The sequence below is a fragment of the Cupriavidus pinatubonensis genome, from assembly GCF_019602855.1.
Taxonomy (GTDB): domain Bacteria; phylum Pseudomonadota; class Gammaproteobacteria; order Burkholderiales; family Burkholderiaceae; genus Cupriavidus; species Cupriavidus pinatubonensis.
The window spans coordinates 3,126,895-3,150,245 of sequence record NZ_CP080767.1; the positions used below are offsets into that span (position 1 = coordinate 3,126,895).

Genomic DNA, 23,351 nt, shown 5'->3' on the forward strand with positions numbered 1-23,351 from the left:
CGGCGTGCGCGACCCGCACCCTGCCGTGCCAGCGCCAGCACTGCCGATCCACCACTTCCCGCCCACTCACCTTGAATCTGCTCAAAGCGCTCGCCACCATCAGCGGCCTGACCATGCTCTCGCGCATCACGGGGCTGGTGCGCGAAATCCTCATCGCCCGGGCGTTCGGCGCGTCGGACATGACCGATGCCTTCAACGTGGCCTTCCGGATTCCCAACCTGCTGCGGCGCATCTTCGGCGAAGGCGCGTTCTCGCAAGCCTTCGTGCCAATTCTGGGCGAATACCACGCCAAGCGCGGTGACGCCGAGACCAAGCTCCTGATCGATGCCGTCGCCACGGTCATGACCTGGGCGCTGATGGGCGTGTCACTGCTTGGCGTGATTGGCGCGCCACTGGTGATGACTGTGGTGGCGACCGGCTTTCGTGGTCAGGGCGAAACCTACACCGCCGCGGTATTCATGACGCGCGTGATGTTCCCGTACATCGGCCTGATCTCGCTGGTGGCATTGGCATCCGGCATCCTGAACACATGGCGCAAGTTCGCGGTGCCTGCCTTCACGCCAGTCCTGCTGAACCTGTGCCTGATCGTCGCTGCGCTGTTCGTGGGCCCGCACATGGCGCAGCCGATCTATGCGCAGGCTTGGGGCGTGCTGGTTGGCGGCATCCTGCAACTCGTGATCCAGGTACCTGCGCTGCGTCGCCTGGGCGCGATGCCACGCCTGAGCTTCAGCGTGCGCGCAGCATGGGCCAACGCCGGCGTGCGGCGCATCCTGAAGCAGATGGGGCCGGCCCTGCTGGCCGTGTCGGTCGCGCAGATCAGCCTGATCATCAATACCAACATTGCTTCGCGCCTGGCTGCGGGCAGCGTGTCGTACCTGACCTATGCCGACCGCCTGATGGAGTTTCCGACCGCGCTGCTCGGCGTGGCGCTCGGGACCATCCTGCTGCCGAGCCTGTCGAAAGCAAGCGCCCAGGACAATCGCGAAGAATACTCGGGCCTGCTCGACTGGGGCCTGCGCCTGACCTTCCTGCTCGCGGTGCCATGCGCGGTGGGCCTGTTCGTGTTCGGCACGCCGCTGACCGCGGTGCTGTTCAACTACGGCAAGTTCGACGCGCACGCTGTCGAGATGACGCGCCAGGCGCTGGTGTCGTACGGCACCGGCCTGCTCGGCCTCATCGTCATCAAGATTCTGGCCCCGGGCTTCTATGCGCGGCAGGATATCCGCACGCCGGTGAAGATTGCGATCGTGGTGCTCGTCATCACGCAGGCCTGCAACTATCTGTTCGTGCCATGGATGGGTCATGCGGGCCTGGCGCTGTCGATCAGCGTCGGCGCAAGCATTAATGCACTGCTGCTTTTTGCGGGGCTGGTGCGTCGGGGGTTCTACCGGCCGGCGCCCGGATGGTGGCTGTTCCTGGCGCAGCTCTTCACCGCGGTGCTGCTTCTCTCGGGCCTGCTGCTCTGGTTCGTACGCAACTTCGACTGGGTCGGCCTGGGTGCCACGCCGCTGCTGCGCATTGCCCTTCTGGCCTCCTGCCTGATACTTGCGGCGGTGGTCTACTTCGGTACACTGTGGCTCATGGGACTGCGATACGCCGCCTTCAAGCGCCGGACGGCCTAAGGCCTGTTCATATATGGAACGTGCCATAGCGAGTAGTGGGCGCCAGCGCACGGCCCGGCCGTGCCGCATCAGGAATCCGCAATGACAAGTACGAAAGTCCTGGACTATTTCGCCAGCCTCGTGGCCGACGAAAACGGCATCCCCCTGACTGAAACCGCACTTTCCATCGCGCAGGACGCTTACCCGGATCTGGATTTGCAAGCCGAACTCGCGGCGCTCGATGTACTGGCGCTGCGCCTGAAGCGCCGGATAGCCGAGGGCACCCCAGCGATCCAGCGGCTGCGTCTGCTGAACCACTTCTTCTATCGCGACCTCGGCTTTGGCGCCAACGCCAACGACTACTACGACCCGGACAACTCGTACCTGAACGTGGTGCTGAAACAGCGTCGCGGCATCCCGATTTCGCTGGCGGTGCTGTACATGGAACTTGGCCAGCAGATTGGCCTTCCGCTCAAGGGCGTATCGTTCCCGAACCATTTCCTGGTGCGCATGACGATCCCCGCCGGCGAAGTCGTGCTCGACCCGCTGACTGGGGAAACCCTGTCAAAGGAACAGCTTCAGGAGATGCTCGACCCGTATCTGGAGCGAGAAGGAATTTCCGACCCCGGCCAAGTGCCGCTGGGCCTGTTCCTGCAGGCTGCAAGCCATCGCGAGATCATCGCGCGCATGCTGCGCAACCTGAAGGCGATCTATCTGCAGGAATCACGCTGGCAGCGGCTGCTTGCGGTACAGAACCGCCTGGTGATCCTGCTGCCCGGGTCGATCGAGGAAGTACGCGACCGCGGCCTGGCGTATGCGAATCTCGAGTGCTTCCGCCCGGCGCTCGAAGATCTGGAAGCCTATGTGAAGGCGCGCCCGGACGCCGCCGACATCGCGCAGATTCGCGACCGCATGCCGGCCCTGCGCATGATGAGCCGCAGCCTCAACTGAGACCGCGGCAGAGCGGGTTCAGCGCTCGACGCTCGGCGTGCTGCGCTTGTTGCCGCGCACCAGCCGCCACAGCCCGCCCAGCACCAGCGGCACCACAGCCGCGCCGATACCGGCCAGCACGATCAGGTTCAGGTACTGCTTGATGAACGGCAGGTTGCCGAAGAAATAGCCCGCAAACACAAGCCCCGCGACCCACGCCATTGCGCCGATCACGTTGAAGAACTGGAAGCGCGCGAACGTCATCTGCGACACGCCCGCGACGAACGGCGCGAAGGTGCGCACGATCGGCACGAAGCGCGCCATCACGAGGGTCTTGCCACCGTGGCGCTCGTAGAAATCGTGTGTGCGGCGCAGCGCTTTCTGGTCGAGAAAGCGCCATTGATGGTCGAACACCTTGGGCCCGATCCAGCTGCCGACCCAGTAGTTCACGGTGTTGCCCGAAATCGCCGCCGCCAGCAGCAGCCCGATCAGCACCCATTCATTCATGGCGCCGGTTGCGCAGAACGCGCCCGCAATGAACAGCAGCGAGTCGCCCGGCAGGAACGGCAGCACCACCAGCCCGGTTTCGGCAAATACGATGAGGAACAGGATCGCATAGACCCATGCACCGTATTGCTGGATAACCGTGCCGAGATATTTGTCGACATGCAGGAGCATGTCGATGAGCTGCAGAGCGAGATCCAAGTCGTTCCCCGTTATGTTGTAGGTTACTTCACCAAGCGCGACATCATACAAGACCCGCCCGACGCATCGGTCACCTGGCGGGGCTTGCGCGGCCATCTCGCGTGTGGCGCGCCACGTATAATCGCCCGCATGCCAGCCTCCGCCTCCCGCACCGCGCAGCCGCCACGGCCGATCCGTCCCCTGCCCGACCAGCTCATCAGCCAGATTGCCGCCGGCGAAGTCGTGGAACGGCCGGCATCCGTGGTCAAGGAACTGCTCGAAAATGCACTCGACGCAGGGACAAGCCAGCTCGGCATCCGGCTCGAAGAAGGCGGCGTGAGGCGCATCGTCATCACGGACAACGGCTGCGGCATTCCGCCCGCCGAACTGCCCGTCGCGCTGATGCGCCATGCCACCAGCAAGATCGCTTCGCTCGACGAACTCGAGGCCGTACTGACCCTCGGTTTCCGCGGCGAGGCCCTTGCATCGATTGCGTCCGTCTCGCAACTCTCGCTGACCAGCCGTACCGCCAGCGACGCGCACGCCACGCAGGTCAGTGCCGATACCGGCGCAATGCAGCCGGCTTCGGGCGGCGTCGGCACCACCGTCGATGTCCAGCATCTCTACTTCAACACGCCAGCGCGCCGAAAGTTCCTCAAATCGGAACAAACAGAGCTAGGTCACTGCCTGGAAATGGTCCGCCGCGTGGCACTGGCCCGCCCAGACGTGGCCATTTCGGTCCATCACAACGGCAAGCCGCTGGAACACTGGAACGCCGGTGACGTGGCCACGCGCACCGCACAGGTCCTCGGCAGCGATTTCGCCCGTGCACGGCTGCCGCTCGACGAGGAAGCCGGCGACCTGCATCTGTATGGCTTTGCAGGGTTGCCCACGGCCTCGCGCGGCCGCCCGGACCAGCAGTATTTCTTCGTGAACGGCCGCTTTGTGCGCGACAAGCTGCTTAATCATGCCGTGCGCAGCGCCTACCAGGACGTACTGCATGGCGACCGCTTCCCGTCCTACGTGCTGTGCCTGGACCTGCCGCCGGAAATGGTGGACGTGAACGTCCATCCGTCCAAGATCGAGGTGCGCTTCCGCGAATCGCGCTCCGTGCATCAGTTCGTCTATCACGCCGTGCAGCGCTGTCTCGCGCGCCAGGCTGGTGAGAACGGCGACAGCCTGCACACCGGGACCGACGTCGAAGACGTGCCGGCAGCAGGCGGCGCGGGCGAACTGCGCGAGCCCCGCGCGCCATACGGTGGCACGGCGAGCAGCGGCAGCCAGTGGATCAACTATTCGGCGGCGCGCCAGACCGAACTCGGCATTGCGCAGCCACGCCAGGCTTATCTGGGCATGGTGCGCGAAGCCACCATGCCGCGGCCTTACGTGCCATCGTCCCAGCCGCCCGCGTGGCTCGCCGATGCGCAAGCCGCGCGCGCCGATGAACCGCCGAGCCTGCTCGATGGTGTGGCCCCGGCCCGCATGGCGCTGCCGATTGCGGAAGACGCTACGGAAGGCGCTGAGGACCACCCGCTCGGCTACGCGATTGCCCAGCTCCACGGCATCTACGTGCTCGCGCAGAACGCGCGGGGCCTTGTGCTCGTCGACATGCACGCGGCGCACGAGCGCATCCTGTACGAGCAGATCAAGGACGCGCTTGATGCACGCGATCTCGCCGTGCAGCCGCTGCTGCTGCCCGTGACACTGCCGGCAAACCCCGTGGAAATCGGCACTGCCGAAGAACATCGCGAAACGCTCGAACTGCTCGGCTTCGACATCGCTCCCGTATCGCCCACCACGCTCGCGGTGCGTGCCGTGCCGGCGCTGCTGCAGCAGGCCGACGCAGAAGCGCTGGCCCGAGACGTGCTGCGCGACCTGCATTCTTATGGCGGCTCCCGCGTGCTGGCCGAGCGCCGCAACGAACTGCTGGCCACGCTGGCCTGCCACAGCGCTGTGCGCGCCAACCGCAAGCTCACGCTGGAAGAGATGAACGCGCTGCTGCGCCAGATGGAACAGACCGAACGCGCCGACCAGTGCAATCACGGCCGCCCGACGTGGGTTCAGCTGAGCGTGTCTGAGCTCGATCGTCTTTTCCTGCGCGGCCAGTAACACCGCGTTTTTCACCGCGTTCGCGCACTACGCCTTGCAGAAGTCCTGATGTCCGCCCTGCCTTCGTCCGAACACCCGCCCGTCGTCTGCCTGCTGGGCCCGACCGCCTCAGGCAAGACCGCGGCCGCCCTGGCCCTGGCACAGCAGGCGCCGGTCGAGATCATCAGCCTCGATTCGGCGCTGGTCTATCGCGAGATGGATATCGGCACTGCCAAGCCCACGCGTGAAGAGCTGGCCTCCGCGCCACACCACCTGATCGACATCATCGATCCGACCGACAGCTACTCCGCCGCGCAATTCGTCACCGACGCCGAACGGCTGATCGCCGAGATCCGCAGTCGCGGCCACCAGCCGCTGATCGTCGGCGGCACCATGCTGTACTACAAGGCGCTGACGCAGGGCCTGAACGACCTGCCGCAGGCTGATCCTGCCGTGCGCGCCAAACTCGACGAACTGGCCGCCGAACGCGGCTGGCCCGCACTGCACGCGATGCTGGCGGAGGTCGACCCGGTCACCGCCGCGCGGCTCGCGCCCAACGACGCGCAGCGCATCCAGCGTGCGCTGGAGATCCACCGGTTATCGGGGCAACCAATGTCCGAGCTGCTGGCGCGGCAGGCCGACGGCCGTACCTTTACGGGCGCAGCGGATCAGCGCTACCGCGTGATCGCGCTGGAGCCGTCGGACCGCGCCGTGCTGCATGCACGCATCGCCGCGCGCTACGACGCCATGCTGGCTGGCGGCTTTATCGAGGAAGTCGAACGCCTGCGCCGGCGCGGCGATCTCCATCCGGGCCTGCCGTCGATCCGCTGCGTAGGCTACCGTCAAGTCTGGGAATACCTGGACGGCGACACCGATTACGCGACCATGCGCGAACGCGGCATCGTGGCCACGCGCCAGCTCTGCAAGCGCCAGATCACGTGGCTGCGCAGCACGCCCGAGCGGCTGTCCGTCGATTGCGTCGCACCCGACTACGTCCAGCAGGTAGCGCGGCTGGCGGGCATGTGACCCACCCGTCGGCACTAAGCCAGCCTATTGCGGCGACGCCTTGCGCTCGCCGTGGATCTCGCCTGCCACGCGCTCGATGCAACGCATCGCCTTCATCGCCATGGGCGACGGCGTGCGATTGCGCAGGCTCACAATACCCATGCCGGCATGCAGCGTGGGAAGCCCCTCGACGTCGAGCGGTACCAGTTCGCCCGAAGCCACCTGCGCCTCTACCGCTGCTTCTGTCGCGCCGAGCACCATGTCCGTGGACAGGGTGACCGCCCGGATCACGGCGAAATCGTCGCACTCGAGCGCCAGGACGGCTTCCTGACCGGCGGGCAATCCCAAGGCTTTCGTCAGCGCCGCCGTTACAGCGCGCGGCGCCTTGACGGCGGCGACGCCGTACGCCCACGCAGCCTTGATCGTGCATGACGTACCGGCGAGCGGATGCCCCGCGCGGACAAAGAAGCGTGCGGCCTGCGCCGGCAGCGGCCGGATGTCCAGCGCGTCGTCATCGGGCAAGTCGCGTACGTCAGCGACAAAGAACTCAATGTCCTCGGCACGCAAACGCTCAAGCAACAGTACCCAGTTGCTCTCTTCAACGCGCAAGGCGACCTGCGGATGCAGGCGCCGCAGTTCCGTCAGCACGCGCGGCATCAGGGTCGCGGCGGGGAACGGCCCGACGCCGAAAGCCGTGTCTCCAAGTTGATTGTCGAGGTAGAGATCGACGTCGCGCTGCATGCAGCGGGCCTCGAACAGCAGCCGCCTGGCACGTTCGAGCACGAACTCACCGGCCGGCGTCGGCCGGATATCCCCCACATCACGCTCGAACAGGCGCACCCCGAGATCGTTTTCGACCGCCTGGATGCTTCGGCTGAACGCGGGTTGACTAAGGTGCACTTGCTCGGCTGCACGTGCGAAGTGCAGCGTGTCGGCAAGGGCAACCACATGGCTGAGCCGGCGAAGGTCCATGGCGTTCTCATTGCGTTTTGCACATTGGAATGATGTCGATTATGCATTGGACGCATCGATATCGCCAACCTAGAGTGGTCCGTACAAAAAGCATTACCGGAGACATACCTCATGAACTTGCAGCTTCAGAACCTGCTGATCGGCAGCATCATCGTCGGCTTTGCCGTGATGGAATTCGCCTCGCGCCGCTACCAGCAAAGCGTGCGCGCCGACGCCAACGACACCAAGCTCGAAGTCCTGATGTTCGTCAGCCTGATCGCCGTCACGCAGCCGCTTGCACTGCTTGGTGCCAACTGGCTCTGCGGCTGGCTAATCCCCGAGATGCACGGCGCTTGGTCCCACCTGTCGTGGTGGAGCATGGTTGCCATCCTGCTGGTCGCCGACGACATGACGCAATACTGGTGGCATCGGGCGTCCCATACACCGTGGTTGTGGCCGCTGCATCGAGCGCATCATTCGGCGTCGTACATGAGCATCCGCGTCACGTACCGGAACAACTTCTTCTACTACCTGATGATGCCGGGGCTGTGGATCGCGGGCGTGCTGCTTTACCTGGGCTTCGGCAAGGTCTACGGCGTATATATCGTGGTCAAGATGCTGGTGATCCTGGGTGCGCACTGCGCGTGGCGCTGGGATGAACCGCTCTATCGGATGCGCGCGCTGCGACCGTTGATGTGGGTCGTCGAGCGGACCATCTCTACGCCTGCCACGCACTGGGCCCACCATGCGCTGACCAATGCCGATGGCATCGGCCACTACAAGGGCAACTTTGGCAACCTGCTGTTTTTCTGGGACGTTCTGTTTGGGACGGCCCACATCACCCGCAAGTACCCGGCTAAAGTCGGACTGGAGGATGATCGCCGCTTCGGAGCCGAACACTGGGCCGCGCAGATGTTTTATCCGCTGCGCCAGTCGCAACGGCAGCACACGGCACTGCGGTTCGGGGGCGAGGCATTTGGCGATCAGGACACCGCTGCAGATGTCACGGCCGCCGGAAATCGCTGATACACGTGACTCAAAACAAAAAAAGCGCATGCAGTGCATGCGCTTTTTTTTATTGCGTTGCCGGCCAGCGAGCCGGCATCCGGGCGTGTCAGACCACCACGGTCTGCGCCTGGCCTTCAGCGCGCTCGCGGATCTCGCCAATCTCCCACACGGCTTCACCGGCAGCCTGCAGATGGCGGATCGCACGCTCGGCATCTTCCTTGGCAACAATGACCACCATGCCGATGCCGCAGTTGAACACGCGGTGCATTTCGTCATCGGCCACGCGGCCTTGCGACTGCAGCCACTGGAACAGCGGCGGCAGCGCCCACGCGTCGCGCTGGAGCACGGCCGTGGTGTTCTGCGGCAGCACGCGCGGCACGTTCTCGGTCAGGCCACCGCCGGTGATGTGAGCCATGCCCTTGACCGGCAGCGTTTCGATCAGCGACAGCAGCGGCTTCACGTAGATGCGCGTCGGCGCCATGATGGCGTCCTGCAGGCGCTGGCCGTGGAAATCGGCGTCCAGGTCCGGCTTGGCGACTTCGATGATCTTGCGCACCAGCGAATAGCCGTTTGAGTGCGCGCCCGACGAGGCCAGGCCCAGCACCACATCGCCCGGGGTGATGGTGGTGCCGTCGATGATCTTCTTCTTCTCGACCGCGCCGACCGCAAAGCCGGCCAGGTCGTATTCGCCGTCCGGGTACATGGTCGGCATCTCGGCAGTTTCGCCGCCGATCAGTGCGCAGCCGGCCAGTTCGCAGCCGCGGGCGATGCCTTGGATCACGGTGGCGGCCGTGTCAACGTCGAGCTTGCCGCAGGCGAAGTAGTCGAGGAAGAACAGCGGCTCGGCACCCTGCACCAGGATGTCGTTCACGCTCATGGCGACCAGGTCCTGGCCCACGGTATCGTGGCGGTTAAGCTGGAAGGCGAGCTTCAGCTTGGTGCCCACGCCGTCGGTACCCGACACCAGCACGGGCTCCTGGTACTTCTTCGACAGTTCGAACAGCGCGCCGAAACCGCCGATGCCAGCCATCACGCCTTCGCGCATGGTGCGCTTGGCGAACGGCTTGATGCGGTCGACCAGGGCATCGCCGGCATCGATGTCAACACCGGCATCGCGGTAGGAAAGGCCTGCCTGGCCGGCGGTCGAGGAAGCGCTCATGAGAACCTGCTTGTGTCAGAGGAGATAAAGTGGAGACTTCGCCGCTCCGGCAACCTAGCTGTGGCAGGGGGCGGGCGCGAGTCCAGTAGAATTGCGATTTTAACGGATACAGGCGCCCGGCTTCCAGTTTCGCCAGTTCCGCCCTGTGCGCCCATTCGATGAACGCTCCCCTGCTGAACGATGAGACCAAGCGCGTCCTGCTCTGGATCGCGGTCGCTGCGGGCCTGTTCGCCGCCATCATCGCGCTGGCGCCGATCCTGACGCCCTTCCTGCTGGCCTTCATCTTCGCCTACATCCTGACCCCGGGCGTGGACTGGATGGCGCGCCGGCGCGTGCCGCGCGCGATCGCCGTGGCCGTGATGATCCTGTTGCTTGTCGTGGTCTGCGTGGTGTTGGTGCTGCTGCTGATCGCCGTGCTGCAGCGGGAAATTCCGCAGGTGCGCGAGCAGTTGCCGATGCTGCTGAAGAAGCTCAACGCCGTGGTGGCGCCTCGGCTGGCGGACTTCGGCGTGCGCGTGCGCTTCGATTTCCCCGGCCTGCGCAGCATGCTGTCGGACCGCTTCTCGGCGAGCCCCGAAGACCTGCTGGCGATGCTGCTGAACTATGCCAAAGTCTCCGGCTCGGCGCTGCTCGAGGTGGCCGGCATGGCGTTCGTCATTCCGATCGTCATGTTCTACCTGATGATGGACTGGCACATGGTGATGCGGCGCATCGAAGGCCTGGTGCCGCGCCGCTGGGTGCCGAAGGTGCGCGAACTGACGGCCGAGACGGACGTGCTGCTGTCGCAATACCTGCGTGGCCAGATTCTGGTGATGGTAATCCTGGCCTCGATCTATTCGATCGGCCTGACCGTGGCCGGCTTTGACGTCGGCGTACCCGTGGGCGTGTTCACGGGATTGGCCGTGTTCATTCCGTATATCGGCTTCGGCATCGGCCTGGTGCTGGCTATCCTGGCTGCGCTGTTGCAGTTCGGCGACTGGTACGGTTTGGCAGCGGTGGCCGTCGTGTACGGCATTGGCCAGTTCATCGAAAGTTTCTACCTGACGCCGCGGCTGGTCGGCGAGCGCATCGGGCTGCATCCGCTCGTGGTGATCTTCGCACTGCTCGCATTCGGACAACTGTTCGGCTTCTTCGGCGTGCTGCTGGCGCTGCCCACCTGCGCAGTGCTGCTGGTCGGGGCGCGGCAGCTTCGTCGCGTGTACCTGGCCAGCGACCTCTATCGGAAGTAATGGAAATAACGGAAGCGACGGGAAAAATGACGGACAATAGTCGGCTTGAGCCGATTCCATGTGCACCGCGCAAGCTGTCCCCCGCAAGTTAGCCATACGTCATGTCCCCGCGTCCCAAGCAACTTTCGCTCGAGCTTGGCAGCCCCCCGCCTTCGACCTTCGACAATTTTGTCGTGGCTTCGAACCGCGAGGCGGTGCAACGCCTGCACGACCTGCCCAGTGCGGTCGCGCAGGAGCGCGCCATTGACCGGCTGTTCTATCTGTGGGGGGAAAACGGCTGCGGCCGCACGCACCTGCTGCATGCGGTGTGCGAGGCGACGCCCCAAACCGGCATCAACTGCCGCTACCTGAGCCCGCACCACCCGCTGTCCGATTTCCTGTTCGACCCGTCCTGCCAGCTTTATACGGTCGATGACGTCGAACTGCTCGATGAAGCGCGGCAGATCGCGGTGTTTTCGCTGTACAACGAAGTCCGCGCGCACGTGCGCACCGCGCTGGTCGTGGCAGGGGGCATGGCACCGCGCGCCATGCCCGTGCGCGAAGACCTGCGCACCCGGCTCGGCTGGGGATTGGTCTACCAGGTCCAGCCGCTGTCGGACGAGGACAAGATGTCCGCAGTGCTTCAGGCGGCACGCGAGCGGGGCCTGCAGCTGTCCCCGGAAATCACGCACTGGCTGGTCACGCGCCATTACCGCGACATGCCCAGCCTGATGGCGCTGCTCGATGCGCTGGATACCTACTCGCTGGAGCGCAAGCGCCCGGTCACCCTGCCCCTGCTTCGCGAAATGTTCGCGGAGTTTCGGGAATAATCGCCGGAAATCTTCGCCACCCGCCTTTTTGTGGCCGGCGCGAGAGCACGCGGACCGGCACACTCGCTTAAGGTAAAATCGCGCCCCATGAATCTGGCACTCTTTGATCTCGACCATACCCTGATCCCGACTGACAGCGACCACGAATGGGGCCGTTTCCTGGTGCGCCAGGGCGTTGTCGACGAGGACTCCTACCGCCGCAGGAACGATGAGTTCTATGGCCACTACAAGGCCGGCACCCTGGATATCCAGGCATTCCTGCGCTTCGCGCTGGCGCCGCTGGCCGCCAACACGCGTGAGCGGCTTGACACCCTGCGCCAGCATTTCATGCGCGAAGTCATCGATCCGGTCATCACGCCGCAGGCGCGCGCGCTGGTCTACAAGCACATCGAAGCCGGCGACCTTTGTGCCGTGGTGACCGCAACCAACAGCTTCGTCACCGCCCCAATCGTGTCGGCATTCGGCATCAAGCACCTGATTGCGACCGAGCCAGCGACAGTCGACGGCCGGCCCGAAGCCCAGTTCACCGGCGAGGTCGACGGCGTGCCGAGCTTCCGCGAAGGCAAGATCACCCGTGTCGAAGCATGGCTCAAGAGCCAGGGCGCACACTGGGACGACTTCAGCACGACCTACTTCTACAGCGACTCGATCAACGACCTGCCGCTGATGGAAAAGTCGAGCGAACCGATCGCCACCAACCCGGACGATCGCCTGCGCGAGCATGCCGCCGCTGCGGGCTGGCGCATCATGGACCTGTTCTGACGTGATCAAAAAGCTCATCAACCGGCTACTCGGCAAGCCCGGCCCCAAGCAGCGCCGCATTGGCCGCGCCCACACGCCGCGCATCGTCACCGTGGAAGAGCACCGCATCGACCCGACGCTGCTGTCGCGCAATGCGGTCAAAGTCACTTCCACGCTGCAACAGGCGGGGTACCAGGCCTTTATCGTCGGCGGCGCTGTGCGGGACCTGCTGCTTGGCATCAAGCCGAAGGATTTCGACGTCGCCACCAACGCCACGCCCGAGCAGGTGCAGTCGCTGTTCCGGCGCTCGCGCATCATCGGGCGGCGCTTCCAGATCGTCCACGTGACGTTCTACGGCGGGCGCGAGCAGGAAATCATCGAGGTTTCCACGTTCCGCGCGCTGGTCGATGCCGTCGCCAGCGAGACGCTGCCAGAGGGCCGGCGCCTGAAGCGTTCGGAACTCGACAGCAAGACGCACGCGATCGACGCATCGGGACGCGTGTTGCGCGACAACGTGTGGGGATCGCAGGCCGAAGACGCGGAACGCCGCGACTTCACCATCAATGCGATGTACTACGACCCGGCCGCGCAGACCGTGCATGACTACCATCACGGCATGGAAGACATCCGCGCGCGCACGCTGCGCATGATCGGCGACCCGACCCTGCGCTACCGCGAGGATCCGATCCGCATGCTGCGCGTGGTGCGCTTTGCGGCCAAGACCGGCTTCGGCATCGACGAGGCCACGCGCGAGCCGATCGGCGGCCTGGCGTCGCTGATCCACAACGTGCCGAGCGCGCGCCTGTTCGACGAAATGCTCAAGCTGCTGATGTCCGGCCATGCGTGGGCATCCCTACAGGAACTGCGCAAGGCCGGCCTGCACAAAGGCCTGCTGCCGCTGCTCGACGTGGCGCTGGAACAGCCGATGGGCCAGCGCTTCGTGCAGCTCGCGCTCGACAACACCGACCGGCGCGTACAGGCCGGCAAGCCGGTCTCGCCGGGCTTCCTGTTCGCGGCGCTGCTGTGGCACCACGTGCTGCAGCGCTGGAACGCCGAGCGCGAACGCGGCGAGCATCCGATCGCTGCGCTCAATATCGCCATGGATGCCGTGCTCGAAAAGCAGACCGGCCAGCTTGCGATCCAGCGCCGCTTCGTCACCGACATGCGTGACATCTGGGGCATGCAGCCGCGCTTCGAAAAGCGCGTGGGACGCATGCCGTTCCGCCTGCTGGAGTCGCCGCGCTTCCGCGCCGGCTTCGACTTCCTGCACCTGCGCTGCCAGTCCGGTGAAATGCCCGAGGAGATTTCCCGCTGGTGGCAGGACTTCCAGAATGCCGACCCGGATGAGCGCGAAGGCCTGATCGACGCCGCGCGCACCCCGCGTGGCCCGGCCGGCCAGGCCGGTCCTGCTGGCACCGAAGGCGAAGGCCCGGCGCGCAAGAAGCGCCGCCGACGCGGTCCGCGGAAATCGGATAAAGTTTCTTCCCGGAGCGACACGGACGCGGGGCAGGAATCACATGCCGGCCGCGGCCAGCCGGAGGAACATCAATGACACTCGCCTTCATCGGCATTGGTGCCAACCTGGGCGATGCCCGCCAGGCACTGAAAGACGCGATCGTATGCCTGGCTCAGCAGGTCGGCATTACGGTACTGGCACGGTCTTCGCTGTATCGGACCGCGCCCGTCGATGCCGATGGCGACGATTACTACAACGCGGTGGTCAAGGTGCAGACCTCGTTCACGGCCGCGCAGCTGCTTCGCATCTGCCACCACATCGAAGACCAGTTTGGCCGCGAACGCCCGTTCCGCAACGCGCCGCGCACGCTGGACCTGGACCTGCTTGTGTTCGGTGACGAACAGCACAACCACGAGCATCTGACGGTACCGCATCCGCGCGTCACCGAGCGCGCCTTTACGCTGGTGCCGCTGCTGGAGCTGGCCCCCGAACTGGTGATTCCCGGCGTCGGCCCCGCCGTCGACTTTCTCGCTCGGGTTGGCGGCCAGCGCATCGATAAAGTCTCCACCTGCAAGTGCATGCGCGCGCAGGCCGCCGGTTCAGCCGGCCCCTCCGACGCTAAGGACTGAGCCGGCGGAGCCATCCGCCTCGCGCCGGCAACGATATGCTCGAACACCTGCGCCGCATCGTCGTGGAAGGCCCGGTCGGGTCCGGCAAGACTTCGCTGGCCCAGCGCCTTGCGCACACGCTGCACGCGGCCGAACTCCCCGACGGCGTCCGCAGCAACCCCTTCCTCGAACGCTTCTACCGCGATCGCGCGCGCTATGCGCTGCCGCTGCAACTGGCCTGCCTGAACAAGCGTGCCGACCAGCTCCAGCAATGGCAAAACGCCCTGTTCGCAGGGCAGCGCATGGTCAGCAATTTCCTGATCGCAAAGGATCGCCTGTACGCTTCGCTGAACCTGCCCGAGGACGAGCTGGCACTCTATGACGCGATTGCCTCACGGCTGCAGTTGCCACCACAGCGCACCGACCTCGTGATCATGCTGCAGGCCACCCCGTCGCTGCTGCGCGAGCGCATCGCCCGCCGTGGCGAGCCCGGCGAGGCTGCCGGCATCGACGAGGCCTACCTGCAGCAGCTGACGGACGCCTACGGCGAACTGTTCCATCGCTATGACGAAGCCCCCGTACTGATCGTGGATACGGCCCACTTCAATCCGGTGGACAACGATGGGGATTTCCGTACACTACTGACGCGCATCGAGAACATGCGCGGCCGCAGGGCCTTTCTCAATCTGGCTGCGCCCTGACCGCAGCGGGCTTGCCCGCGACGGCACACAACCATAACGACAGCCGCGCCGGCCCGCCTCACGCCGAGCGCCCTCTCCTGACTCGTCACTGCCATGAGCTACCTCCTCGATCCCTCCCGCAAGACCGTCACCATCACCCGGCTGCAGGCCATGCGCGACGCCGGTGAAAAGATCGCGATGCTGACCGCTTACGACTCCAGCTTCGCCGCGTTGCTCGACTACTGCGGCGTGGAAGTCATCCTGGTCGGTGATTCGCTCGGCAACGTGATGCAAGGCCAGCAAACCACGCTGCCCGTGACGCTGGAGCACATGGCTTACCACACCGAATGCGTGGCACGCGCCAACCAGACGGCGCTGCTGGTAACCGACCTGCCCTTCGGCACCTACGGCACGCCGGAAATGGCATTTGCAAGCGCGGTCACGCTGATGCGTGCGGGCGCGCACATGGTCAAGCTCGAAGGCGGCGACTGGCTGGCCCCGACCGTGAAGTTCCTGGTCGAGCGCAGCATCCCGGTGTGCGCCCATATCGGCCTGACCCCGCAGTCGGTGCATGCGTTCGGCGGCTTCAAGGTGCAGGGCAAGACCGATGAAGGCGCAGCCCAACTGCGGCGCGACGCTCAGGCAATGGAGGCTGCCGGCGCACAGATCGTGCTGATGGAGGCGGTGCCGGCCACGCTCGCCGGCGAGATCACGCAGATGCTCAAGGTGCCGACCATCGGCATCGGTGCCGGCGCGGACTGCTCGGGCCAGGTGCTGGTGCTGCAGGACATGATCAACGTCTACCCGGGACGCAAGGCCAAGTTCGTGCGCAACTTCATGGACGGCCAGACGACGATCGAAGGTGCGATCCGCGCCTATGTGGCCGCCGTGAAGGATGGCAGCTTCCCGGCAGCAGAGCACACCTTCTCCGCCTGACCGGTGGAGATCGGCGCCGCCACGCTGGCCGCGTTCCGCCTGCTTGCCAGCGGCGACGCGGCGCTCTGGTTCATTGTCTGGACCTCGCTGATGGTCGCGGTGCTGGGCCTGGCCATCGCCACGGCTCCCGCCGTAGGTGCGGCCTGGCTGATCGCCACGCACCGGTTCCCGGGCCGCCGCGCGGTCGTCGTCGTGGCGCAGGCCTTTCTCTCATTTCCGACCGTGCTGGTCGGGCTCATCCTCTACCTGCTGCTGACGCGACAGGGCCCGCTTGGCGGCTTTTCGCTGCTGTTCACGCCGGGTGGCATGGTGCTGGGGCAAGCGGTGATCGGCTTTCCCGTGATCCTCGCGTTTTCGTTGTCCACATTGCAGGGCGCCGATCCACGACTGCAGGAAACCGCGCGCGTGCTCGGCGCGGGCCGCTGGCGCATCTTCTTCACGGTGATCCGCGAACTGCGCTTCGGGCTGATGGCCGCCATCGTGGCAGGCTTCGGCCGCGTGATTGCCGAGGTCGGTTCGGCGCTGATGATCGGCGGCAATATCGAAGGCTCCACGCGCACCATCACTACGGCGATCGCGCTTGAAACCAGCAAAGGTGAGTTTGCGCAGGGCATTGCGCTGGGCATCGTGCTGGTAGCACTGGCACTGCTCGTGAATATCGGAATGGCGTGGCTGCAGGGCGCCGGAGGATTCCGCCGATGAGCGCGTCCTCCACACCATTGCTGACCGTACGCCGCCTGTCGCGCAGCATCGGCGCGCGCCGCCTGTTCGATATCGGCGAACTGATGTTCCCGCGCGCCACGGCCATTGTGCTGACGGGACAAAACGGCGCCGGCAAGACCACGCTGCTGCGCATGGTGGCCGGGCTTGAGCCGGCGCCAGGCGCCACAGTGCACTGGACCGACGCGCACACATCCGCGCGCAGCGCACCGCTGGATCCGCTGCCACGCGAGTTGCGCGAGCGCATTGCCTACCTGCACCAGCATCCATACCTGTTCCGCACTTCCGTGCGCGAGAACGTCGCCTATGGCCTGCGCGCACGCGGCCTGCCGAGCGATGAAATCCTGCGCCGCGCCGACGAGGCACTGGCCTGGGCGGGTGTGACACACCTGCAGGACACGGCGCCCGAGAAGCTGTCCGGCGGCGAAGTTCAGCGTGTGGCGCTGGCGCGCGCCAAGGTACTGGAACCGGACCTGATGCTGCTCGATGAACCGACCTCAAGCCTGGACGGGCAGGCGCGAGAGCAGGTCATTGCGCTGGTGCGCGAACTGGCGGAGGAAGGCCGCACGGTGGTGATGATTTGCCACGACCGCGAGCTGATCAATCTGCCCGGTGTGGTGCGGTGGAAGCTTGGCGATGGGTTGCTGGATATTCACCATCGGTAGAGCGCGCTCGCCGTCGCAGCCTAGCGCCAGCTTGCCCGCATCACGCCGCGCAGCGAATTGACGGCCAGCACTGCCTCCGCGCGCATCAGCATTGCCCGCGTTACAACCGCCTCGCGAGCCGGACCATCGAGCATTGGATCGCCCTCCTCCAGCACCACCGCCCGCATCACGCCGGGCAGGATGTCCGCGGCCAGCGGTGGCGTCAGCCATTCTCCATCGACCTTGACGAATACCGAGCTGCGGCCACCCTCGAGCAATTCATCGCGTGTGTTGAAGAACAGGCGATCGAAACAGCCGGCGCGCTCCGCTGCCTGCCAGCCGGCGTCGTAGACAGCGCGCGCGCTGGTCTTGTGCCGGCGCAGCGGGTCGGCGTCGGGCAGCGGCTCGTCGGCGATGTCGAGTCCGACGGTCGCTTCCGCCAGTGGCCGCAGCGCGCCGCTGGCAAACGACAGCTCGCCGTGTTTGTCGACGCTCATGCGCAGGCGCCAGTTTCCGGCGCCCAGACGGACCATCTCGGCCGTCAATGCGGCCATGACCGCCGGCCGGTCGAAGGCAAACCCAAGCGCAGCACATGACGAGGCCAACCGCGCGAGGTGCCGATCGCCGCGAAGGCAGCGGCCGTCTTCGACGTGCATGGTCTCGAACAGCGTAAGGCCGGGATCATGGCGAGTGAGGAAGCGCGCCTTCCAGCCGCACTCGGCAAACTCGTCGGCCGCCACGCTGTCGTGCACGATGCCACCACCAACGCCCATCTCGCCGGCTCGCAAGCCATCCGCCGCACGCGGCGACAGCACTAGCGTGCGAATGGCTACGGACATGGCGAAACGGCACAGGCCACCATCGCTGGGCTCTGGCGCATCGAGCCAGCCGATTGCACCGGTGTAGAGGCCGCGAGGCGCGGGTTCGAGCTCGGCAATGATTTGCATGGTACGCCGCTTGGGCGCGCCGGTGATCGAGCCACACGGGAACAGCGCCCCGAAGAGTTCGCCGAACCGCGTGGCAGCGCGCGCCGTTGCCCTGACGGTCGAGGTCATCTGCAGCACGGCGCCGAACGGCTGCACAACAAAGCGGTCCGGCACTTCCACGCTGCCCGGTTGCGCAATGCGTCCAAGGTCGTTGCGAAGCAGGTCCACGATCATCACGTTCTCGGCGCGATTCTTCGCATCGGCGGCGAGGCCGGCGGCGGCTTGCGCGTCTTGCCCGGGATCGCCGGACAGCGGCGCAGTGCCCTTCATCGGACGCGTGAGCAGACGGCCGCTTCCATCGTGCTGCACGAAAAGCTCGGGCGACAGCGACAGTACCCAGCCATCGCCGGGCAGGCAGGCCAGCACGCCATAGGGCACCGGCTGCGCGTCGCGCAACGCGGCGTAGAGCGCGCGCGGATCGCCAAACGACGAGAATGCGATCCGCTGCGTGAAATTGACCTGGTAGGTATCGCCGGCTTCGATCCATGCATGGATGCGGGCAATGGCGGTATCGAAGGCTTCGCGCGGGGTATCCGCGGCGACATTCATGAGCCCGGCGGGCGCTTGTGCATCGGGTTCAGGCAGCCAGGCGCGCACGGCATCGCCGTCGAGCCGCCGCATGTCGCGGAACCAGAGCAGGCGCACGGCGCCATCGTGGAAGGGCAACCTGTCGTCGGTGTGCGCCGGGGCGCCGACCAGCGCGCCGCCGAATTCGTAGGGTGCGAACAGCGTCGCGTGCCAGCCCTGGCGCCAGCCTTCGGCGAGCAGTGCATCGATCAGCGCGACATCACTGCCAGCGGGCAGCCGGTCTTCGCGAACGAGGCCGGTGTAGAGCCGTGACATCGCTTCGCCAGATGGCGCAGTAGCATCGTCCAGCAGTACGAACGGTTGGGGATCGGAGCAGGAAAGCGAGAGAGGCACGACAAGAAGGCGGGAAAATGCACGGCGCCTGCATTATGCGCTGCCGGCCCGTGTTGCGGGCTCAAAAGCAAACCGGCCACGCGCTTGCGTGGCCGGTCTAGCGGGGGCTGGCTTAGCTGAAGAAGCTCTTCACCTTGTCCAGCCAGGACTGCTCCTGCGGACTGTGGCGCGAGCCGCCTTCGTGCACAGAGCGGTCGAACTGGCGCAGCATGTCCTTCTGGGCCTCGGTCAGCTTGACCGGCGTCTCCACGTTCACATGCACGTAGAGATCGCCCGGATAGCCCGAACGCACGCCCTTGATGCCTTTGCCGCGCAGGCGGAACGTCTTGCCCGACTGGGTGGCTTCAGGCACCGGGAACGTGGCCTTGCCGTTCAGCGTCGGCACTTCCAGATCGCCGCCCAGCGCCGCGGTGGCGAAGGAAATCGGCATCTGGCAGTGCAGGTCGTCGCCGTCGCGCTCGAACACCGGATGGGCCTTGATATGGACTTCGACATACAGGTCGCCCGGCGGGCCGCCGTTGATGCCCGGCTCGCCGTTGCCCGACGAGCGGATGCGCATGCCTTCGTCGATGCCAGCCGGAATCTTCACTTCCAGCGTCTTCTGCGACTTCAGCTTGCCCTGGCCGTGGCACTTGGTGCACGGCTTCGGAATGAACTTGCCGCTGCCGTGGCATTTCGGGCAGGTCTGCTGCATGCTGAAAAAGCCCTGCGACACGCGCACCTGGCCGGCGCCGTGGCAGGTCGGGCAGGTTTCCACGCTCGAGCCGGGCTCGGCGCCATTGCCGTGGCAGTGGTCGCAATCGTCCCAGTGCGGCACGCGGATCTGCGCCTCGTGGCCATGCGCGGCCTGCTCCAGCGAGATTTCCATGCTGTAGCGCAGGTCGGCGCCGCGGTAGGCCTGCGGGCCACCGCCACCGCGGCGGCCACCGCCGGCCTGCTGGCCGAAGATGTCGCCGAAGATGTCGCCGAACGCTTCGGCAAAGCCGCCGTAGCCCTGACCGCCGCCAAAGCCGCCTGCCATGTTCGGATCGACGCCGGCATGACCATACTGGTCATAGGCCGCCTTCTTCTCCGCGTCGGAAAGCATCTCGTAGGCCTCTTTGACCTCCTTGAACTTTTCCTCGGATTCCTTGCTGTCCGGATTGCGGTCCGGGTGGTATTTCATCGCGAGCTTGCGATAAGCCTTCTTGATCTCGTCGTCGCTCGCGTTCTTGCCTACCCCGAGCACTTCGTAGTAGTCACGTTTTGCCATGGTGGCTCATTACCTGATGGCCCGGAACCGGCAGAACACGGCTCGGGGCGAATAGCAAAAAAGCCGAGCGAGGCATCCGACGGCGGTTTCCCGCTGGGTCCGATGTCCGTCGCCCGGCGTCGGGACAGGGGCGGCGCCGGCGCATGCCCGCGCCGCCGCCCTTCCCGATTACTTCTTGTCGTTGACTTCCTTGAACTCGGCGTCGACCACGTTGTCGTCCTGCGGCTGGGCTTGCTGCTGGGCACCGGCGCCGGCTGCACCGGCCGCGCCCTGCTCGCCGGCCTTCGCCTGCATGTCGGCGTAGACCTTCTCGCCCAGCTTCTGGCTGACTTCCGACAGCGCGGTGACCTTGGCGTCGATCTCGGCCTTGTCGCCGCCGCGTGCGGCGTCTTCCAGTTCCTTGATCGCAGCTTCGATCTTTTCCTTCTCGCCGGCTTCCAGCTTGTCACCGTATTCGGTCACGGCCTTCTTGGTCGAGTGGACCAGCGCGTCGGCCTGGTTGCGGGCGTCAGCCAGCTCGCGGGCCTTCTTGTCTTCCTCGGCGTTGGCCTCGGCGTCCTTCACCATGCGCTGGATCTCGTCTTCCGACAGGCCCGAATTCGCCTTGATGGTGATCCGGTTTTCCTTGCCGGTCGCCTTGTCCTTCGCGCCCACGTGCAGGATGCCGTTCGCGTCGATGTCGAACGACACCTCGATCTGCGGCGTGCCGCGCGGCGACGGCGGGATCCCTTCGAGGTTGAACTCGCCCAGCAGCTTGTTGCCGGTCGCCATTTCACGCTCGCCCTGGTACACCTTGATGGTCACGGCCGGCTGGTTGTCGTCAGCGGTCGAGAACACCTGCGCATGCTTGGTCGGGATGGTGGTGTTCTTGGTGATCATCTTGGTCATCACGCCACCGAGGGTTTCGATACCCAGCGACAGCGGCGTCACGTCCAGCAGCAGCACGTCCTTGCGGTCGCCCGACAGCACCGAACCCTGGATCGCGGCACCGACGGCCACGGCTTCGTCCGGGTTCACGTCCTTGCGCGCTTCCTTGCCGAAGAACTCCTTGACCTGCTCCTGCACCTTGGGCATGCGGGTCATGCCGCCGACCAGGATCACGTCGTCGATCTCGCTGACCTTGACGCCCGCATCCTTGATGGCGGTGCGGCACGGCTCGATCGTGCGCGTGATCAGGTCTTCGACCAGCGCTTCCAGCTTGGCGCGCGTGATCTTCAGGTTCAAGTGCTTCGGACCCGACGCATCGGCCGTGATGTACGGCAGGTTGATCTCGGTCTGCTGCGAGCTCGACAGTTCGATCTTGGCCTTTTCAGCGGCTTCCTTCAGGCGCTGCAGGGCCAGCACGTCCTTCGACAGGTCGACGCCCTGGTCCTTCTTGAACTCGCCGATGATGTAGTCGATGATGCGCTGGTCGAAGTCTTCGCCGCCCAGGAAGGTGTCGCCGTTGGTCGACAGCACTTCGAACTGCTTTTCGCCGTCGACGTCCGCGATCTCGATGATCGAGATGTCGAAGGTACCGCCACCGAGGTCATACACGGCGATCTTGCGGTCGCCCTTCTCGTTCTTGTCCATGCCGAACGCCAGCGCGGCCGCGGTCGGCTCGTTGATGATGCGCTTGACGTCCAGGCCCGCAATGCGGCCGGCGTCCTTGGTCGCCTGGCGCTGCGAGTCGTTGAAGTACGCGGGCACCGTGATCACGGCCTCGGTGACCGGCTCGCCCAGGTAGTCCTCGGCGGTCTTCTTCATCTTGCGCAGCACTTCGGCGGACACCTGCGGCGGCGCCAGCTTCTGGTCACGCACGCCGACCCATGCGTCGCCGTTGTCGGCCTTGACGATGGAATACGGCATCAGGCCGACGTCCTTCTGGACTTCCTTCTCTTCGAACTTGCGGCCGATCAGGCGCTTCACGGCATACAGCGTGTTGCGCGGATTGGTGACGGCCTGGCGCTTGGCGGGTGCACCGACCAGGATCTCGCCGTCTTCCATGTAGGCGATGATCGACGGGGTGGTGCGGGTGCCTTCCGAATTTTCGATGACCTTCGGCGTATTGCCTTCCAGGATCGACACGCAGCTATTGGTGGTACCGAGGTCGATACCGATGATCTTACCCATTTATTCTCTCCTATTGAGCCATCGCTATCCGCGCGGCTGCAATTCATCCTGAGTGCGAAATGTGGCCGTCCGGGGCCATTTCAAGGGCGGAATTCGCAAATCCGAGTAATTTTCTCGGTTACTTCCGTCCAATTCACGGCAAGCTCACTGTCGACATTGAGTGGCGCGGGCCGGCGGACCATCGAACGGGGATGTCGACGGCCAAAAGAATTCTATTAATCACTTTTTTCCGGTGCATTTGCCGTATCACGCCCGCGCTGCCAGAGCACGTCGCTACCGCCGTCCAAGCGATTGAGCACGCGGGCCAACACGAACATCAGGTCGGACAGGCGGTTCAAGTACTGGCGCGGTGCCTCATTGAGCGCTTCCATGGCACCGAGGGCCACCAGAGCGCGCTCGGCACGCCGACAGACGGTACGACAAACATGCGCGAGCGCTGCGGCACGGCTGCCGCCCGGCAGGATGAATTCGGCCAGGCGCGGCAGGCCGGCGTTGTAGTGCTCCAGCCAGACGTCCAGCTGTGCCACCTGCTCCGGCTTGAGCAGCGTGTAACCGGGAATGGAGAGCTCCCCGCCCAGGTCGAACAGGTCATGCTGCATATGCAGCAGCGCCGCGCGCACATCGTCCGGCAGCGTTTCCGTGAGCAGCACGCCGATCTGGCAATTCAGTTCGTCCACGTCGCCAATCGCGGCGATGCGCAGGCTGTCCTTGCCCGTGCGACTGCCGTCGCCGAGGCCCGTGGTGCCCGCGTCGCCGGTGCGGGTTGCAATCTTGGACAGGCGGTGTCCCATGCCGGTCTCCTCTGGAAGTCTCTGTGATGGCGCGCATTAT

The 23,351-nt window shown here is 65.3% G+C and carries 21 protein-coding genes; 14 read left to right on the forward strand and 7 right to left on the reverse strand.

Translation table 11 applies throughout. The features are described from left to right. Positions 1-71 precede the first annotated feature (71 nt). The gene (gene murJ, locus K2O51_RS27175; protein ID WP_011298912.1) at positions 72-1,622 is read left to right on the forward strand and encodes a murein biosynthesis integral membrane protein MurJ; all 1,551 of its coding nucleotides are present in this window, start codon (positions 72-74) and stop codon (positions 1,620-1,622) included. 81 nt (positions 1,623-1,703) lie between these two features. Next, the gene (locus K2O51_RS27180) at positions 1,704-2,552 is read left to right on the forward strand and encodes a SirB1 family protein (RefSeq protein WP_011298913.1); all 849 of its coding nucleotides are present in this window, start codon (positions 1,704-1,706) and stop codon (positions 2,550-2,552) included. A gap of 18 nt (positions 2,553-2,570) precedes the next feature. On the opposite strand, the gene K2O51_RS27185 is transcribed toward K2O51_RS27180, so the two are convergent. Next, a complete protein-coding gene (locus K2O51_RS27185; protein WP_181184495.1) occupies positions 2,571-3,224 on the reverse strand; it encodes a VTT domain-containing protein in 654 nt (217 codons plus the stop codon). Between the two features lie 141 nt (positions 3,225-3,365). Here K2O51_RS27185 and mutL point away from each other — a divergent pair, with 141 nt between their 5' ends. Together mutL and miaA are read left to right on the forward strand one after the other, a co-directional pair. Next, positions 3,366-5,324, forward strand: a complete 1,959-nt coding sequence (mutL, locus tag K2O51_RS27190) for a DNA mismatch repair endonuclease MutL (RefSeq protein WP_011298915.1) — start codon at positions 3,366-3,368, stop codon at positions 5,322-5,324. Between the two features lie 48 nt (positions 5,325-5,372). Further along, on the forward strand, positions 5,373-6,329 hold the full coding sequence (gene miaA, locus K2O51_RS27195; protein WP_220631020.1) for a tRNA (adenosine(37)-N6)-dimethylallyltransferase MiaA: 957 nt from the start codon (positions 5,373-5,375) through the stop codon (positions 6,327-6,329). Between the two features lie 24 nt (positions 6,330-6,353). On the opposite strand, the gene K2O51_RS27200 is transcribed toward miaA, so the two are convergent. Next, positions 6,354-7,280, reverse strand: a complete 927-nt coding sequence (locus K2O51_RS27200) for a LysR family transcriptional regulator (RefSeq protein ID WP_011298917.1) — start codon at positions 7,278-7,280, stop codon at positions 6,354-6,356. A gap of 111 nt (positions 7,281-7,391) precedes the next feature. Here K2O51_RS27200 and K2O51_RS27205 point away from each other — a divergent pair, with 111 nt between their 5' ends. Beyond that, positions 7,392-8,285, forward strand: coding sequence for a sterol desaturase family protein (locus K2O51_RS27205; RefSeq protein WP_011298918.1), 894 nt, complete (start codon positions 7,392-7,394; stop codon positions 8,283-8,285). Positions 8,286-8,373: 88 nt separating this feature from the next. Here the strand turns inward: K2O51_RS27205 and purM are convergent, their stop codons facing one another. Continuing rightward, on the reverse strand, positions 8,374-9,426 hold the full coding sequence (gene purM / locus K2O51_RS27210; RefSeq protein ID WP_011298919.1) for a phosphoribosylformylglycinamidine cyclo-ligase: 1,053 nt from the start codon (positions 9,424-9,426) through the stop codon (positions 8,374-8,376). A gap of 158 nt (positions 9,427-9,584) precedes the next feature. Between purM and K2O51_RS27215 the strand changes: the two genes are divergently transcribed. From K2O51_RS27215 to K2O51_RS27255, 9 genes are all read left to right on the forward strand, one after another. Next, on the forward strand, positions 9,585-10,655 hold the full coding sequence (locus tag K2O51_RS27215; protein WP_011298920.1) for an AI-2E family transporter: 1,071 nt from the start codon (positions 9,585-9,587) through the stop codon (positions 10,653-10,655). Between the two features lie 101 nt (positions 10,656-10,756). Continuing rightward, positions 10,757-11,464, forward strand: coding sequence for a DnaA regulatory inactivator Hda (gene hda, locus K2O51_RS27220; RefSeq protein WP_011298921.1), 708 nt, complete (start codon positions 10,757-10,759; stop codon positions 11,462-11,464). A gap of 87 nt (positions 11,465-11,551) precedes the next feature. Beyond that, positions 11,552-12,226 carry a histidinol-phosphatase gene (locus tag K2O51_RS27225; RefSeq protein WP_011298922.1) on the forward strand — a complete coding sequence of 225 codons (675 nt, stop codon included), beginning with the start codon at positions 11,552-11,554 and terminating at the stop codon, positions 12,224-12,226. A gap of 1 nt (position 12,227) precedes the next feature. Then, complete coding sequence (gene pcnB, locus K2O51_RS27230) at positions 12,228-13,757, forward strand: polynucleotide adenylyltransferase PcnB (RefSeq protein WP_011298923.1); 1,530 nt, start codon at positions 12,228-12,230, stop codon at positions 13,755-13,757. Then, positions 13,754-14,290, forward strand: coding sequence for a 2-amino-4-hydroxy-6-hydroxymethyldihydropteridine diphosphokinase (gene folK / locus K2O51_RS27235; protein ID WP_011298924.1), 537 nt, complete (start codon positions 13,754-13,756; stop codon positions 14,288-14,290). Before pcnB ends, folK begins: the two co-directional genes overlap by 4 nt. Positions 14,291-14,325: 35 nt before the next feature. Continuing rightward, positions 14,326-14,970 (forward strand): deoxynucleoside kinase, encoded by a 645-nt coding sequence (locus K2O51_RS27240; RefSeq protein WP_011298925.1) that lies wholly within the window; start codon positions 14,326-14,328, stop codon positions 14,968-14,970. Between the two features lie 93 nt (positions 14,971-15,063). Next, entirely contained in the window at positions 15,064-15,885 is an 822-nt protein-coding gene (gene panB, locus K2O51_RS27245; RefSeq protein WP_011298926.1) for a 3-methyl-2-oxobutanoate hydroxymethyltransferase, read from the forward strand. A 3-nt stretch (positions 15,886-15,888) separates the two neighbouring features. After that, entirely contained in the window at positions 15,889-16,587 is a 699-nt protein-coding gene (locus K2O51_RS27250; RefSeq protein WP_011298927.1) for an ABC transporter permease, read from the forward strand. Continuing rightward, positions 16,584-17,270: an energy-coupling factor ABC transporter ATP-binding protein gene (locus tag K2O51_RS27255; protein ID WP_011298928.1), complete on the forward strand. Its 687-nt coding sequence runs from the start codon at positions 16,584-16,586 to the stop codon at positions 17,268-17,270. The genes K2O51_RS27250 and K2O51_RS27255 overlap by 4 nt, the downstream gene beginning before the upstream one ends. Positions 17,271-17,290: 20 nt before the next feature. On the opposite strand, the gene K2O51_RS27260 is transcribed toward K2O51_RS27255, so the two are convergent. The 4 genes from K2O51_RS27260 to K2O51_RS27275 form a co-directional block, all read right to left on the reverse strand. Then, a complete protein-coding gene (locus tag K2O51_RS27260) occupies positions 17,291-19,078 on the reverse strand; it encodes a chorismate-binding protein (RefSeq protein WP_011298929.1) in 1,788 nt (595 codons plus the stop codon). Between the two features lie 190 nt (positions 19,079-19,268). After that, a complete protein-coding gene (gene dnaJ / locus K2O51_RS27265; protein ID WP_011298930.1) occupies positions 19,269-20,408 on the reverse strand; it encodes a molecular chaperone DnaJ in 1,140 nt (379 codons plus the stop codon). 168 nt (positions 20,409-20,576) lie between these two features. After that, positions 20,577-22,520: a molecular chaperone DnaK gene (gene dnaK, locus K2O51_RS27270; protein WP_220631021.1), complete on the reverse strand. Its 1,944-nt coding sequence runs from the start codon at positions 22,518-22,520 to the stop codon at positions 20,577-20,579. A 215-nt stretch (positions 22,521-22,735) separates the two neighbouring features. Then, positions 22,736-23,311 (reverse strand): cob(I)yrinic acid a,c-diamide adenosyltransferase, encoded by a 576-nt coding sequence (locus K2O51_RS27275; RefSeq protein ID WP_011298932.1) that lies wholly within the window; start codon positions 23,309-23,311, stop codon positions 22,736-22,738. Positions 23,312-23,351: the final 40 nt, after the last annotated feature.

Coding starts and splice junctions, on each gene's coding strand:
- K2O51_RS27180 (WP_011298913.1), top strand. CDS start 1,704: ATGACAAGTACGAAAGTCCTGGACTATTTCGCCAGCCTCGTGGCCGAC.
- mutL (WP_011298915.1), top strand. CDS start 3,366: ATGCCAGCCTCCGCCTCCCGCACCGCGCAGCCGCCACGGCCGATCCGT.
- miaA (WP_220631020.1), top strand. CDS start 5,373: ATGTCCGCCCTGCCTTCGTCCGAACACCCGCCCGTCGTCTGCCTGCTG.
- K2O51_RS27200 (WP_011298917.1), bottom strand. CDS start 7,280: ATGGACCTTCGCCGGCTCAGCCATGTGGTTGCCCTTGCCGACACGCTG.
- K2O51_RS27205 (WP_011298918.1), top strand. CDS start 7,392: ATGAACTTGCAGCTTCAGAACCTGCTGATCGGCAGCATCATCGTCGGC.
- purM (WP_011298919.1), bottom strand. CDS start 9,426: ATGAGCGCTTCCTCGACCGCCGGCCAGGCAGGCCTTTCCTACCGCGAT.
- K2O51_RS27215 (WP_011298920.1), top strand. CDS start 9,585: ATGAACGCTCCCCTGCTGAACGATGAGACCAAGCGCGTCCTGCTCTGG.
- hda (WP_011298921.1), top strand. CDS start 10,757: ATGTCCCCGCGTCCCAAGCAACTTTCGCTCGAGCTTGGCAGCCCCCCG.
- K2O51_RS27225 (WP_011298922.1), top strand. CDS start 11,552: ATGAATCTGGCACTCTTTGATCTCGACCATACCCTGATCCCGACTGAC.
- folK (WP_011298924.1), top strand. CDS start 13,754: ATGACACTCGCCTTCATCGGCATTGGTGCCAACCTGGGCGATGCCCGC.
- K2O51_RS27240 (WP_011298925.1), top strand. CDS start 14,326: ATGCTCGAACACCTGCGCCGCATCGTCGTGGAAGGCCCGGTCGGGTCC.
- panB (WP_011298926.1), top strand. CDS start 15,064: ATGAGCTACCTCCTCGATCCCTCCCGCAAGACCGTCACCATCACCCGG.
- K2O51_RS27255 (WP_011298928.1), top strand. CDS start 16,584: ATGAGCGCGTCCTCCACACCATTGCTGACCGTACGCCGCCTGTCGCGC.
- K2O51_RS27260 (WP_011298929.1), bottom strand. CDS start 19,078: ATGTCACGGCTCTACACCGGCCTCGTTCGCGAAGACCGGCTGCCCGCT.
- dnaJ (WP_011298930.1), bottom strand. CDS start 20,408: ATGGCAAAACGTGACTACTACGAAGTGCTCGGGGTAGGCAAGAACGCG.
- dnaK (WP_220631021.1), bottom strand. CDS start 22,520: ATGGGTAAGATCATCGGTATCGACCTCGGTACCACCAATAGCTGCGTG.
- K2O51_RS27275 (WP_011298932.1), bottom strand. CDS start 23,311: ATGGGACACCGCCTGTCCAAGATTGCAACCCGCACCGGCGACGCGGGC.